Source organism: Nitratireductor sp. GISD-1A_MAKvit (assembly GCF_040819555.1).
GTDB lineage: Bacteria > Pseudomonadota > Alphaproteobacteria > Rhizobiales > Rhizobiaceae > Nitratireductor.
On the sequence record NZ_CP161920.1, the window covers coordinates 1,008,462 to 1,021,738 of the forward strand.

The window sequence follows — 13,277 nt, forward strand, 5'->3', positions numbered from 1 at the left end:
GATGTCGGAAGCTTGTCCCACGCGGTCGTCAAATTTAGCCAACGATATCCAAAATCACCCTGTTTTGTGCTTACAAAGCGCTTACAACAACGCCTAGAATTCCTTTGTAAGCAAAAGGCGCCGCGTACGGCGCCTTTTAACTTGCTGATTTTGTTTGGAAAACTGGAGCGGGCGAAGGGATTCGAACCCTCGACCCCAACCTTGGCAAGGTTGTGCTCTACCCCTGAGCTACGCCCGCTCGGCTTGTCGCTTCCGACGGCGCGCTTATAGTCTGATCTCGCCGGCAAATGCAACAGGAAATCGACAGTGTGTCTGCGGTTTTTTTCAAACGCCGTGTGGCTGTTGAAAGCGCAACGCTGACAGGCGGCTTCACAACGGTGCCCGGGCTTGCATCCAGCGGCCGCGTGGGGATACCAACAGGACCAAGGTCAAGAGACCCTGCGAGGATCCAACGTGCCGAAAACACCGCAGATGCTGCTCGATTTGCTGAGCGATCTGGGAATCAGGACCGAAACGCGTCGGCACCCGCCGCTTTTCACCGTTTCCGATTCGCAATCATTGCGGGGCGAGATTGCCGGCGCACATACGAAAAACCTTTTCCTCAAGGACAAGAAGGACAATTTCTTTCTGGTGACGGTTGAGGAGAATGCCCGGGTCGATCTCAAGACACTCCATCACAAGATCGGTGCGGCGAGCCGGCTTTCGTTCGGCAAACCGGAAAAGCTGATGGCGTTTCTGGGGGTGGAGCCCGGCTCCGTGACCGTTTTCGGTGTGGTCAATGACGATGCCAAACGGGTCAAGCTGGTGCTGGATGCGGATTTGATGGAGAATGGCATCATCAATGCGCATCCGTTGACCAATGAGGCGACGACCTCTATCGGGCGCGATGATCTGCTGCGGTTTCTGGAATCGGTATCGCATGAGCCGCTCGTCTTGAAAGTGACCGACTGATCGCCACATTTGAGCGATGAAACAATCGATATCGGGCGGCGGTGCCAGGGAACGCGGCACGCCGGCCAGCAGGGAAGGGGCCTTTATGAGCAACGGCGACAATCCATATGAAAAATCCGCGGGCTACGGCGCAGGTGATGCGCACTACAGTGCCAGTGTGGAGTTCGGCGCAGCTGCCGCGCCGGTCTCGCCTCAGCCGGCTCCCTCGGCCCAGAGCTTCTCGCTTTCCGACACGCCACAGGCCCCGGCTGCCGATCTGATCAAGGACACGACAACTGCAGCCTTCACGGCTGATGTGATCCAGGAATCGCGCAATCAGCCGGTGCTTGTCGATTTCTGGGCGCCGTGGTGTGGCCCGTGCAAGCAGCTGACTCCAATTATCGAAAACGCGGTTCGTGCGGCAGGCGGCAAGGTGAAGCTCGTGAAGATGAACATTGACGAGCACCCTGCCATTGCCGGGCAGCTGGGCGTGCAGTCCATTCCTGCGGTTTTCGCCTTCAAGGATGGCCAGCCGGTGGACGGCTTCATGGGTGCCCTGCCTGAAAGTCAGGTCAAGGCGTTCATCGACAAGCTGACAGCCGACGCCGGGGGCGATGAGATCGCCGGGGCGCTCGAAGCGGCCAGAGAGGCTGTTGCAAACGGCGATCAGCAGATGGCGGCGCAGGTTTTCTCGGCGATCCTCCAGCGGGATCCTGAAAATGTGGATGCCATTGGTGGACTGGCGGACCTGCTCTTCGAGGCTGGGCAGAAGGAGCAGGCCGAACAGGTCTTGGCGCGGGCTCCCGACAAGCACAGGGACGCCGCCCCCATCGCAGCCGTGCAGGCCAAGATGGCGCTCGCAGAGCAGGTGGCCGATCTCGGCGACAGTGCGGAACTGGAAAAACGCATTGCCGCCGATCCGAACGACCATCAGGCAAGGTTCGACCTGGCGCTGTTGCAGAATGCGAAGGGCGACCGATCAGCGGCAGCGGAGAACCTTCTGGCCATCATCCGGGCGGACCGGGAATGGCAGGATGACGGTGCGCGCGCCCAGTTGCTGAAATTCTTTGAAGCGTGGGGACCTTCCGATCCGGCAACGCTGTCGGCGCGGCGCCGGCTTTCCTCACTGCTGTTCTCGTAAACCACTGATTATTTGCCTATCGGCAAGTCTGCTCCAGATATCGGGTAAACAGTGGGAGAGGTCGTGTGAAGGCAGGAAATTCCTCGTATCGCAATGGTCGCGATATAGACAGCGCGATCCCTGTCTTCCCCTTGTCTGCAGCGTTGCTCCTGCCGGGCGGTCGATTGCCGCTGAATGTTTTTGAGCCGCGATATCTGGCGATGGTTGATCATGCCCTCTCCGGGAGCCGGCTCATCGGCATGGTGCAACCGCGTCTCGACGGGTCTAAGCGGCACGATGGAGAGCCACAGCTCTGTGACGTGGGTTGTGTGGGGCGGCTGGGTTCTGTCTCGGAGACCGGTGATGGCCGATACATGATAACGTTGATCGGTATCTGCCGATTCCGCGTTCTGGAGGAAATCAGGGTCAAGACCCCGTTCCGACAATGCAGAATACTGCCGTTTGAGGGCGACCTGCATGATGATCCCGATGATGAGAAGGTTGACCGAAATGCGCTTTTAAAGGCGCTTCGGGCCTATCTTGATGCGAACAATCTTGAGGCGGACTGGGACAGCGTGCATCAGGCAGAAGACGCAAGCCTCGTCAATGCGCTGTCGATGATGGTGCCTTATGGTGCGGCCGAGAAGCAGGCACTGCTGGAAGCGCCAGATCTGAAGACCCGTGCCGACACGCTGATTGCGATCACGGAAATCGTTCTGGCCCAGGGCGATGGCGATGCGGGACATCGCCTGCAGTGATTTATTCTGAAAGGAACGGCGATGGGGCTGAAAGATGAGAGGAGCGGCGAAGCTCCGATTGATACAAAGCTGCTGGAACTTCTTGTCTGCCCCTTGACCAAGGGCTCTTTGCGCTGGGACGCGGAGAACAGTGAACTGATCTCGAAAAGCGCCAAGCTTGCCTATCCGGTGCGCGACGGGATTCCCATCATGCTGCCATCGGAGGCGCGGCCCCTCGATTGAGGCCGCGCTCCGGTATTTTCTATTCGCGGAAGCTCTCGCGCGGGGTCGCCGCCTGCCGGCCGCGCGCGGCGCGCAGCGTGGGCAGGGCGAGCATCAGGAGCACGAATGCGCCGGTGGCGAGCTTGAGATCGGGCGGCGGCATGCCGGCTGCCAGACACAGCGAGACAAGCTGATAGTAGACCATCGCACCGGCAAAGGGTGCGAGGAGCTGCCGCCATACGGTCGCCTTCCCAACGATGGCCTCGCCGATCATCAGAGCCGCAAGGCCGTTGATGAGGATGCCAAGACCCATATTCACATCGGCAAAGCCCTGCGACTGAACCATCAGCGCACCGCTGAAGGCCGAGAATGCGCCGGCAAGGGCCGATGCCGCCAATGGTCGCCGCCCAGACATTGATGCCCTGCGCCTCGGCCATCACCGGATTGGCGCCCACGGCGCGCACCGCCGTCCCCTTCTCCGTGGTGAAGAAGAAGTTGAGCGCCAGGAAGATGGCCAGCGTGATGACGCCCACGGCAAGGATCTTGGCCAGCGGGAAACCAGGCTGCACGAACGGCACCCAGTCGAAAATGGTTTCCGTGCCGAAGACCGAAAGGTTCGAGCGACCCATGATGCGCAGGTTCACACTGTAAAGCATGGTCATCACGAGGATACCGGCCAGAAGCGTGTGAATGCGGAAACGCAGATGGATGAAGGCGGTGCAGCAGCCGGCGATGAAACCAGTGAGCAGCGCCAGCCCGATGGCGGCGAGGGGGCCGAGGCCCGAGGCGAGCGCGACGCCGCACACGCAGCCGCCCAGCGGAAACGCGCCCTCGCTGGTGAGATCGGGAAAGCTCAGCATGCGGAAGGGGATCATGATGCCGGCCACGACGAAGCCGAGGATCAGGCTTTGCGCGAGCGTTACCGGGATCAGGGCAACGAAGCTTGTGAGCGTGGTTTGCAGAAAATCGATCATGGGGTCAGCTCGCAAGCAACATGCGGTCGGTCTTGGTGGCGAAATGGCCGATCAGGTCGGCCACGGTGACGTCCGCCTTTTCCTCGCCTGCGATTTCCAGATGCACGCGCCCGGCATCGAGCATGATGACGCGGTGGCCGTAATCGACGGCATGCTGCATGTTGTGGGTGACCATGAGTGTGGTCAGTTTCAGCGCCTCGACGGCCCGCACCGTTGCTTCCATCACGATGTCGGCGGTGCGCGGGTCCAGCGCTGCGGTGTGCTCGTCAAGGAGCAGGAGATCGGGCGATCCCCCTACGGCCATGATGAGTGAGAGCGACTGGCGCTGGCCGCCTGACAGAAGGTCGACGCGCGTGTTGAGGCGGTCTTCGAGGCCAAGCCCCAGAATGGCAAGGCGCTCGCGGTAGTCGGCCAGACGCTTTGCATTGAGGCCATGGCGAAGCGTGCGCCTGGAGTTTCGTAACTCGGCAAGCAGCATGTTTTCAGCGACGGTCATGCTCGCGGCAGTGCCAAGCATCGGGTCCTGAAACACGCGGGCAATGCGCTTTGCGCGTTTGTGAACGGGCAGGCCCGTCATGTCGTCGCCATTGATGAGAATCTGCCCCGAATCGAGCGCGAGCGAACCGGAAATGGCATTGAGCATGCTGCTCTTGCCGGCTCCGTTGGAGCCGATCACAACGCCGAATTCTCCGGTTTTCAAGGTAAGATCGAGCCCGTTGAGGGCGATCTTCTCGTCGGGTTGTCCCCGATAGAACACTTTGCGTGCGGCACGGATTTCCAGCACCGGCACCTCCCATGAAATGAACACGGCGCCTGTTGGAAGGCGCCGTGTCACTGGCTGACCTGATTACTCGACGATGCAGTCGCAGTCGGCAAACTCTTCGGGGATCTCGATGCCGAAGGCCGCCATGGCCTTTTTCGAGATGCGCGGAGCGTGGTCCTCATAGGCCGGGTTCATCGGCGGGATGGACTTCGGATCGGTGCCATCAAGGATCTGCAGCGCGATCTTGCCGGCATTGAGGCCGACCTGCTGATAGTTCACCGCAAAGCTTGCCGGAACCACGCCATCGGACACGGCGCCGTCATCGGAGTTGATGATCGGGATGCCGGCCTGCCTTGCGGCGGCCGAAACGGCAGCGATGGCCGGCTGGAGAAGATTTGAAGCCGGCGTGTAGATCACGTCCGCCTTGCCGGCGAGCGAAGCAATGCGCTGCTGGATGTCGTTCACATTGTCGACGCCCACGGGCACGACCTCGAACCCGGCATCCGGCGCGGCCGCCTGAACCTTCTCAAGCAGGGCGACATCGTTGGCCTCGCCCGGGTTGTAGGGCTGGCCGATGCGCTTTGCATCGGGAACAAGTTTCCTGGCGAATTCCATGACGGCTGCAACGTCCTGGAGGTCGGTCGCGCCGGTCATGCCTTCATCGCCTGCTTCCCAGGAGGGCACGAGCTTGGCAGCCACCGGATCGGTGACAGCTGAGAAGACGATCGGGATGCCGGAACCGGAAAGGGCCTTCTTGGCAATCTGGGAAACCGGCGTTGTGACGGTGTACATGAGGGCGGGGCCCTCGGCCTGCAGCTTCGCAATCATCTGCGGGACCAGTGAGGCGTCGAAATTGGTGTGGCTTTCGGAATAGACAACATCCTTGCCTTCCTCATAACCACCGGCGGCGAGCGCATCCTTGAAGCCCTGTATTGCCGTGTTGAGCTGCGGATGCTCACCAAAATTGGCGATGCCGATGCGGATCGGCTCTGCACTGGCCGCGCCAAGGCCGAACAGAATTGCACCGGCAGCCACAATGCCGCGCAGGGATAAGCGTGATTTTACAGTCATGTCATTCCTCCCATGGCCAGGGGCTCGCAAAAAGGGAAGCCCGTGGACCGTGTTCCTGCCAAACACAAATCAGGAGATCGCCCGGCTTGCCGTTGCAATCTCTTCCGGATGGCGCTCCGCATGTGAACATGCGGCTCCTCCCCATCCGTTTGAAACCTCATCATATCGTCGGGGCAAGGCCTGTCAAACGCTATATATAATCGTTGAACAGCCGTAGAATTATATATACTTTTGTTCCCCAGGAGGAGCAGAATTGCATCAAACGGTGGACGGAGCGGAACCGCAGACAAAGACCGAAGCAGCCTATCATCAGCTTCGGCGCGATATTCTTGCGACACGGCTGATGCCGGGAGCGCCATTGCGGATCGCTGCGCTGCGCAAGACCTATGGCTTTGGCTGGACACCGTTGCGCGAGGCGCTCTCGCGGCTTGAGGCTGAGCGGCTTGTGACGGCTGAAAGCAATCGGGGCTTTTCGGTTGCGCCGGTTTCTCGAGGAGAACTGGAAGACCTTTCCAAGGCGCGGCTTGCGGTGGAAACCACGCTGCTGGAGGAATCCATTCGCAAGGGCGATGCCGACTGGGAGGCGGCTGTCGTGACCGCACATTATCGTCTTTCGCGCTGTCAGATACCTGCCGAGGGGCTTTCGGATGATGCCCTGCATGACTGGGTGGAGAAGCATCAGGCCTTTCACGAGGCGCTGCTTTCCGCGGCTGATGCCACGTGGCTCAGGCATTTTTATGCGCAGATCTGGGGTCAGTTGTGCCGGCACCACATCTTCCTCACCGTGACACCTACCCTGCGCGCGGCTGCGGGGGCTGAGGATGGTCACGAAGCGGCCATCGCGGCTCTCGACGCAGCCATGTCACTTGACCAGCATACGCAACTCATGGAGTTTGCCCTCGACCGCAATCTGGAGGGGGCGCTGGCACTGATGAAAGAGCATGTGGGTCTGACGGTCGACGTTTTCACCCTTGCCGATCTGGATGGCGCAGGCGGCGGGGGCCGCCGGAACCAGGGCATGAAGACAGTCGCTCGCTCCGCTCTTGCGGGTGCTGCGCTCTGTTCTTCCGCCGGTGTGGCCTGGGCCCATGCATCCGAACGGGGCTACGTGCTGCTCCTGCCGACCGACTATTATCTGTTTGGGGGCATGCTGGCGGTTGCGCTGAGCTTTCTTGTGCTTGTCTTTCTTCCTGTTCGAGGGGGCGAACGGCTGCTGGCGCGTCGCATTTCGCTTTTTCCCATGCCTCTGGATGGGCGGGCGGTGACCAGCACGGTCTCCTTTGTCATCCTCGCGGGGCTGGTGTTTGCCGGATTTTCCGGCAGCCGCGACCCGCTCTCCAATCCGTTGCCACTGGTGATATGGACGCTTTTGTGGGTGGGTGTCACCGTCTTGCAGGGGGTGCTTGGCAATCTCTGGGCATGGATAAACCCGTGGTATGGGCCATGGCGCCTTCTTGTGCAGTCGGGGTTTCCCGAGGGCGGGTTCTGGCGCTTGCCGGAAGCGCTGGGGCGGTGGCCTGCCTTTCTGACTCTCTCGGGTTTCGCCTGGTTCGAACTGGTGTATCTGGCGCCAGCTGATCCAGAGCGGCTGGCGATAGCGGTTTCGCTCTACTGGGGCTTCACCTTTGCGGGAATGATCCTTTTTGGCCATGAAGCCTGGAGCCGCCGGGTCGAGTTTTTGACCATCTTTTTCGACATGCTCTCGCGCCTCTCTTTTCTTGCGCTGAGCGAGAGGGGCAGGCGGCGGAGGCTGCTGCTTGGTCTGCCGGGCCACAAGCTCGACGGCGCGATGGCACTGTCGCTTTCCGGAACCGCCTTTTTGCTACTGGCTCTGAGCTCGGTCTCTTTCGATGGCCTCAAGCACACCTTCTTCTGGCTCGATCTCATCGGCATCAATCCGCTGGAGTTTCCGGGGCGTTCGGCGGTGGTCGGGGCGAGTTCGCTCGGACTTGTCGCGATGTTCGGGCTGCTTTTCTCAGGCTTCATGGGCGCTGTCTGGCTTGGTTGCCGGCTGGCAGGAGAAGAGGACGTTGTGGGCACGGCAGGGCATCTTGCATGGTCGATCATCCCGATCGCGCTTGCCTATCACTTCTCGCATTATCTGGTGAGCTTCACCATCAACAGTCAGTATGCGCTTGCAGCCCTTTCCGACCCGTTGATGCGGGGCTGGAACCTTTTTGGCACTGCCGGTCTGCATGTGCAGGCGGGGGCGACGCTTGGGGCGCAATCGGCCTGGATCATATGGAATGCGCAGGCCATCGCGATCATTGGTGGGCATGTGCTGGCGGTGGTTCTGTCGCATCTGATCGCTTATCGCCATTTGGGCTCTGCGAAGCGCGCCACGATGAGCCAGATTCCTCTTGCTGTTCTGATGGTCGGTTACACGGTTTTCGGTCTCTGGCTGCTGTCTGCGCCAACCGCCGGCTGAAGAAATGCCGGATCGCTGGAATAAATTTCCTTGAACCGCATTTTCACGTGACAGCAGTTCTGCTGATCCTTGCTTTGCAGTAACTCTTTGTTTCTTCGATGCTTTGTCCCCCATTGGCAATTCCGCTGAAGCCCGAAATGCACTAGAACACTGGCGTAGTTCCCTTGGGGCATGTCCTGTTGCCAAGGGAAAGGATTGGTGATTTAGTTTGTACACAAGTGATTTTTCCGACGCTGGAAAATGCTTCCAACCGTTGGAAATGCTCGGTCAAACGATCACAACAATGGGGAACCGGCATGAGTGAAAATCGCAAGTCTCTACTCAAGTTAAACGACGGCCTGTCGCGCAGGTCCGCGCTCAAGGGTTTGGGAGCCGCGGCGGGTCTGATCGCTGCGCCGGGCTTTGTGCGCTATGGCCAGGCGCAGTCTTCCGAGCCCATCAAGGTCGGTTTCCAGTGCCACCGGACAGGCATCGGTGCGGCCTATGGCCGTTGGTATGAAAGGGTGACGACGGCTGCTGCCAAGCGCATCAACGATGCCGGCGGCATCAACGGACGTCCACTCGAGATCATCATCGAGGATGATGGCACCGACCCGAAACGCGGTGCGGAAGTGGTGGAGAAATTCGCCAACCAGCACAAGGTCGATCTGGTTTACGGCACGCTGTTCTCCCACGTGGTGGTCGGCTCCGCGCCGGCTGCGGGCGAGCTGAAAATTCCCTATTACGTGGTGAGCGAGGGCTACCACGTGGCATCGGGCAAGATGAACCGCTACTGCGTGCAGCCGGGCATCACCGATGTGAAGGCGCAGGCGCGTTCCATGGCGCCGTGGATCGCTGGCAATCTCGGCAAAAAGGTTACGCTGGTCTATCCGGACTATGCATTCGGCCACGACCACCGCGATTTCTTCACCCCGGCGATTGAGGCGCAGGGCGGGCAAGTGGTTGCCAAGGTGCCGATCCCGCCGACCGAGACCTCGTTCACACGCTATTTCCCGCAGATCCCGCGCGACACGGATGTGATCTACCATGTGATGGTGGGCCCCGCCGTGCTGACCTTCGTGAAGGAGATGGGCGAGTTCTTCGGCTCCGGTGGGCCGCAGCTCTTCGGTTTTATCGATTCGCTCGAAGCCGTGGATATGGGAAGCCCGGGGCTGGAATTCCTTGAAGGCAGCCATTTCTGGGAAGGCATGCCGCGCTATGCGCAGCCCGATCAGCCGGACTATGTGACCGCCTACCGAGAGGCTGTGGGCATTGATGAGAATGGCGCCAGCGTTAACGACGCCAAGGACGTTTCCACCGCAGCCCACATGTTCGGTTGCTGGGAGACGCTCAACATCATCAAGGCATCGATGGAAGCGTGCGATTACAAGGGGCCGGATGACCGGGCCGCGATGATCGAGGCGACCGAGGCGATGACCGAGATGGAGGCCGGGCCGGACCATCCGCAGGGCAAGAAGCTGTTCAACGGCAAGATCCACCAGGTCTTTGGCGAACAGAGCATCAGCCAGGTGAAGGACGGCAAGCTGGAAGTGGTGCACCGCACCTCCATCGACGATGGCGCCTACGAGCCTGAGGCCGATTACACGGCGATGTCGTTTTAAAACATCGAGGCGGGCGGCGTTTGCCCCTCACCCTTACCCTCTCCCCGCAAGCGGGGAGAGGGGGATGTCAGCGTTGCGGCTTTCCCATGGGATGGCTTGGCGGCTCTCCTTCCGCTCCTTTCATGAAAGTGCATTTGTGAATGGCCTTCGGTCCGTATTTTCTCCTCGCTACGCTTGAAGGGCTGGTGACGGCGGCTGTTTTGTCGCTGATTGCTCTCGGCCTTTCGCTCGTCTTCGGTGTCATGCGGGTGGTGAATGTCGCCCATGGCGAGTTCTACATGCTGGGCGCGGTGCTCGCCTGGTGGGTCGCATCGCTGTTCGGCGGACACCCGGCAATCGGTTTTCTGGCAGCGCTGGTATTAAGCCCGCTCGTTGTCGCAGCCATCGCCTTCATTGCCGAGCGGCTGGTCTTGAGCCGGCTGAAATATGAGCCGGAAGCGACCATCGTGGCCACGATCGGCCTGCTTTATATTATCCAGCAGCTGGCTCTCACCTTCTACGGCCCCGAAGCGCGACCGGTGGAGGCGCCGTTCCACTATCGCATGCAACTGCCATGGTTCGGCTATTCTGCCTACAAGCTGGCCGTGATCGGGTTTTCCATCGTCATGATGCTGGCGACGTGGTTTGTGCTCACACGCACGAAGATCGGCCTTGTCATGCGCGCGACCCAGTTCGACCGGGAGACGGCGCAGGCTTTTGGCATTCCGGTCGGGCGCGTCTATGCCGGCGTGTTCGCGCTGGGGGCGGGGCTTGCCGCCGTTGCCGCCGTGCTGATCGTGCCGATCCAGCAGGCGCATTATTTGATGGGGCACGATCCGCTGCTTCTGTCCTTCATAGTCGTGATCATCGGCGGTCTGGGATCGTTGCGCGGCACGGTTTTGGCGGCAGTGCTGATCGGCCTGTCGGATGGCATCATCTCAATGTTCTTCTCGCCGACACTTGCCAAAATGCTGGCGACGCTGGCTGTCGCGATGATCCTCGTGTTCCGCCCGCAGGGCCTGTTCGGAGCGGCGGCACGATGACCAGACTGACCCCTTCGACAAAATCCATTGCGCTGCATGTGGGCGTGGTTCTCGCGCTGCTGGCACTCAACTTCCTCCTGCCGGAATATCATCGTGGCGTGTTTGCGCGGGTGCTGGTGCTGGCCGTCTTCGCCATGGGCTACAATCTGGCCTTTGGCTATACGGGCCTGCTCAGCCTTGGCCATGCGATGTTCTTTGCCGCCGGGCTCTACGGGGCGGGGCTCACCATCTATCATCTGGAATGGAGCGTGTGGCCGGCGTTTGGCGCGGGGCTTGCCGCCGGCGTGGTGGTGGCGCTTGTGGTCGGCCTTCTGGCACTGCGCACCACGGGCGTCGCGTTCATGATCGTGACGCTGATGTTCGCACAGGTCTTCTACCTGATGACCCTTTATTTCACGACCTACACGCGCGGCGAGGAAGGGCTCGTTCTGCCGCAGGAGATGCGGGTGCTGGGCTTTCCCAGCGGGATGCTTGATCTCTCGGATCCGTCGACACGCTATCTCGTGGCGCTTTCGCTGTTCACCATCGTGCTGGCCGCGATCCTGTTTCTGGTGCGCGCGCCCTATGGACGCTCGCTGATCGCCATCCGCGAAAATGAAGAGCGCATGCGCATGCTGGGCTATGACGTTTTCGCAAACAAGCTGATGGCGGTGGTGCTTTCGGGGCTTTTCTGCGCGGCATCGGGTGCGGCCTATGCGGTGCTGTTCGGCTATGTCAGTTCGGGCTTTGCGGCAATCCAGTATTCGATACTGCCGCTGCTGTGGGTTTTGGTCGGCGGGGCGGCGACGACGCTCGGGCCTCTGATCGGCACGCTGTTCATGTTCTATGTTATCGACACCGCGTCGAGCTACACCACGGCGCATCTCATGGTGGTCGGACTGGTGCTGATCGGCGTGATCCTGTTTTTCCCCAAAGGCATCATCGGAACGGTGCGTGAAAGGTGGTTGCCATGGCTGCCGTGAAGCCGCTTCTTGAAACCCATGGGCTTGGCCGCTCCTTCGGCGGGCTGCGGGCGGTGGATGGCGTGGACTTCTCACTGCCGGAAGGCGAGACGCACGCGATCATCGGGCCGAACGGGGCCGGCAAGACGACCTTTGTGAGCCTGATTTGTGGGCGTGTCGCGCCCACCGAGGGACGCGTCGTTTTCGACGGGCAGGACATTTCGCTGATGCCCGCCCACAGGCGGGTCCGTGCCGGCATCGCCTACACGTTTCAGATCACCAGCGTGTTTGCCAATCTGACGGCCTTCGACAATGTGGCGCTGGCGGTGCAGCGGCAATTGATCGACGATCATGAAAGGGGGCTCTCCTCCCGCGCGCTGACCGAGCACGGCATGGACGCGCTTCAGAAGGTCGGGCTTGGGGACTATGCCGACAAGGTGGCCGGCAATCTTTCCTATGGCCACCAGAGGCTTCTTGAGGTGGCGATGGGGCTGGCGCTCCGGCCGCGCCTTCTGATCCTTGATGAGCCGACGCAGGGCCTTTCCGACAGCGAGATCGAGAATTTCATCGCGCTGGTGCGCCAGATCGGCGAGGAGGCGACGGTGCTTCTTATCGAACACAATATGGATGTGGTCATGGCGCTCGCCGAACGCATCACGGTGATGGAGCAGGGGCGCATTCTCGCGCAGGGCGCACCTGCCGAAATCCGCGCGAACCAGGCCGTCCAGCAGGCCTATCTCGGAGGTTGAGATGAGGGCTGCCCTGACAATGGAGAATGTCGACAGCGCCTATGGCCATGTGCAGGTGTTGCGCGGCTTCGATCTGGAATTGCGGCAGGGCGAGGTGCTCTGCCTGCTTGGCCGCAATGGCGCGGGAAAGACGACCGCGCTGAAGACGATCATGGGGCTGGTGCCGGCCACGGGCGGGCGCATTCTACTTGGCGATGTGGAACTCAACAGTCTTGCCCCCCACGAGGTGCCGAAGGCCGGCGTCGCCTATGTGCCGCAGGGGCGGCGGCTCTTTTCCGAACTGACAGTGGGCGAGAACATCGAGATCGGTCTGATGACGCGGGGCAAGGGCGCTGCCACGCGCGACAGTGTGCTCGATCTCTTCCCTGTGTTGCGTGAGCGGCTGAAGCAGCGCTCCGGCACGCTTTCCGGCGGTGAACAGCAGATGCTGGCCATGGCGCGGGCGCTGTGTCTGGAGCCGCAGGTGCTCCTGCTGGATGAGCCGACGGAAGGCCTCATGCCCTCCATGATCGCGCGCATCCGCGAGACGGTGGCAGGGCTGCGCGAGCGCGGGGTCTCGACCATTCTTGTGGAACAGCGGGTGGATGCCGTTTTGCCAGTGGCGGATCGCGTGGCGTTCATCGAGAACGGCCGCAATCGTGAGACGGTGGAAGTCGAGCGGCTGCGGGAAGACCCGGATATGGTGCACCGCTATGTGGGCGTGGGGTGACGCGGGGACG

Annotated in this window: 11 protein-coding genes, 1 tRNA gene and 2 pseudogenes; 10 read left to right on the forward strand and 4 right to left on the reverse strand. The window is 61.0% G+C overall.

The annotated features are described in order from the left end of the window. Positions 1–163 precede the first annotated feature (163 nt). Positions 164–238, reverse strand: a tRNA-Gly gene (locus AB2N04_RS06160). A gap of 215 nt (positions 239–453) precedes the next feature. Between AB2N04_RS06160 and AB2N04_RS06165 the strand changes: the two genes are divergently transcribed. The 4 genes from AB2N04_RS06165 to AB2N04_RS06180 all read left to right on the forward strand — a co-directional run bounded on the left by AB2N04_RS06165 (position 454) and on the right by AB2N04_RS06180 (position 3,030). Continuing rightward, positions 454–951, forward strand: coding sequence for a prolyl-tRNA synthetase associated domain-containing protein (locus AB2N04_RS06165; protein WP_367717696.1), 498 nt, complete (start codon positions 454–456; stop codon positions 949–951). A gap of 85 nt (positions 952–1,036) precedes the next feature. After that, complete coding sequence (trxA, locus tag AB2N04_RS06170; protein WP_367717698.1) at positions 1,037–2,071, forward strand: thioredoxin; 1,035 nt, start codon at positions 1,037–1,039, stop codon at positions 2,069–2,071. A 65-nt stretch (positions 2,072–2,136) separates the two neighbouring features. Continuing rightward, complete coding sequence (locus AB2N04_RS06175) at positions 2,137–2,808, forward strand: LON peptidase substrate-binding domain-containing protein (protein WP_367717700.1); 672 nt, start codon at positions 2,137–2,139, stop codon at positions 2,806–2,808. Between the two features lie 21 nt (positions 2,809–2,829). Then, positions 2,830–3,030 (forward strand): Trm112 family protein, encoded by a 201-nt coding sequence (locus AB2N04_RS06180; RefSeq protein WP_367717701.1) that lies wholly within the window; start codon positions 2,830–2,832, stop codon positions 3,028–3,030. A 19-nt stretch (positions 3,031–3,049) separates the two neighbouring features. Here AB2N04_RS06180 and AB2N04_RS06185 read toward each other — a convergent pair. The 3 genes and pseudogenes from AB2N04_RS06185 to AB2N04_RS06195 all read right to left on the reverse strand — a co-directional run bounded on the left by AB2N04_RS06185 (position 3,050) and on the right by AB2N04_RS06195 (position 5,817). Next, positions 3,050–3,980, reverse strand: a pseudogene (locus AB2N04_RS06185) (ABC transporter permease). A 7-nt stretch (positions 3,981–3,987) separates the two neighbouring features. Then, positions 3,988–4,767 (reverse strand): ABC transporter ATP-binding protein, encoded by a 780-nt coding sequence (locus AB2N04_RS06190; RefSeq protein ID WP_367718751.1) that lies wholly within the window; start codon positions 4,765–4,767, stop codon positions 3,988–3,990. Positions 4,768–4,830: 63 nt separating this feature from the next. After that, positions 4,831–5,817, reverse strand: a complete 987-nt coding sequence (locus tag AB2N04_RS06195; RefSeq protein WP_367717702.1) for an ABC transporter substrate-binding protein — start codon at positions 5,815–5,817, stop codon at positions 4,831–4,833. Positions 5,818–6,082: 265 nt separating this feature from the next. Here AB2N04_RS06195 and AB2N04_RS06200 point away from each other — a divergent pair. The 6 genes and pseudogenes from AB2N04_RS06200 to AB2N04_RS06225 form a co-directional block, all read left to right on the forward strand. Next, positions 6,083–6,796, forward strand: a pseudogene (locus tag AB2N04_RS06200) (GntR family transcriptional regulator); the annotation flags it as partial. Between the two features lie 1,745 nt (positions 6,797–8,541). Next, positions 8,542–9,846 carry an ABC transporter substrate-binding protein gene (locus tag AB2N04_RS06205; protein ID WP_367717704.1) on the forward strand — a complete coding sequence of 435 codons (1,305 nt, stop codon included), beginning with the start codon at positions 8,542–8,544 and terminating at the stop codon, positions 9,844–9,846. A 140-nt stretch (positions 9,847–9,986) separates the two neighbouring features. Next, positions 9,987–10,868, forward strand: coding sequence for a branched-chain amino acid ABC transporter permease (locus tag AB2N04_RS06210; protein WP_367717706.1), 882 nt, complete (start codon positions 9,987–9,989; stop codon positions 10,866–10,868). Further along, a complete protein-coding gene (locus AB2N04_RS06215) occupies positions 10,865–11,830 on the forward strand; it encodes a branched-chain amino acid ABC transporter permease (protein ID WP_367717708.1) in 966 nt (321 codons plus the stop codon). Before AB2N04_RS06210 ends, AB2N04_RS06215 begins: the two co-directional genes overlap by 4 nt. Beyond that, positions 11,818–12,558, forward strand: a complete 741-nt coding sequence (locus AB2N04_RS06220) for an ABC transporter ATP-binding protein (protein ID WP_367717709.1) — start codon at positions 11,818–11,820, stop codon at positions 12,556–12,558. The genes AB2N04_RS06215 and AB2N04_RS06220 overlap by 13 nt, the downstream gene beginning before the upstream one ends. A 1-nt stretch (position 12,559) precedes the next feature. Then, positions 12,560–13,267, forward strand: coding sequence for an ABC transporter ATP-binding protein (locus tag AB2N04_RS06225; protein ID WP_367717711.1), 708 nt, complete (start codon positions 12,560–12,562; stop codon positions 13,265–13,267). Positions 13,268–13,277: the final 10 nt, after the last annotated feature.

What these genes read in the sequence shown, in the direction of transcription:
- AB2N04_RS06225 (WP_367717711.1), top strand. Translation starts at nt 12,560, where the DNA reads ATGAGGGCTGCCCTGACAATGGAGAATGTCGACAGCGCCTATGGCCAT.
- AB2N04_RS06205 (WP_367717704.1), top strand. Translation starts at nt 8,542, where the DNA reads ATGAGTGAAAATCGCAAGTCTCTACTCAAGTTAAACGACGGCCTGTCG.
- AB2N04_RS06215 (WP_367717708.1), top strand. Translation starts at nt 10,865, where the DNA reads ATGACCAGACTGACCCCTTCGACAAAATCCATTGCGCTGCATGTGGGC.
- AB2N04_RS06195 (WP_367717702.1), bottom strand. Translation starts at nt 5,817, where the DNA reads ATGACTGTAAAATCACGCTTATCCCTGCGCGGCATTGTGGCTGCCGGT.
- AB2N04_RS06220 (WP_367717709.1), top strand. Translation starts at nt 11,818, where the DNA reads ATGGCTGCCGTGAAGCCGCTTCTTGAAACCCATGGGCTTGGCCGCTCC.
- AB2N04_RS06180 (WP_367717701.1), top strand. Translation starts at nt 2,830, where the DNA reads ATGGGGCTGAAAGATGAGAGGAGCGGCGAAGCTCCGATTGATACAAAG.
- AB2N04_RS06210 (WP_367717706.1), top strand. Translation starts at nt 9,987, where the DNA reads ATGGCCTTCGGTCCGTATTTTCTCCTCGCTACGCTTGAAGGGCTGGTG.
- trxA (WP_367717698.1), top strand. Translation starts at nt 1,037, where the DNA reads ATGAGCAACGGCGACAATCCATATGAAAAATCCGCGGGCTACGGCGCA.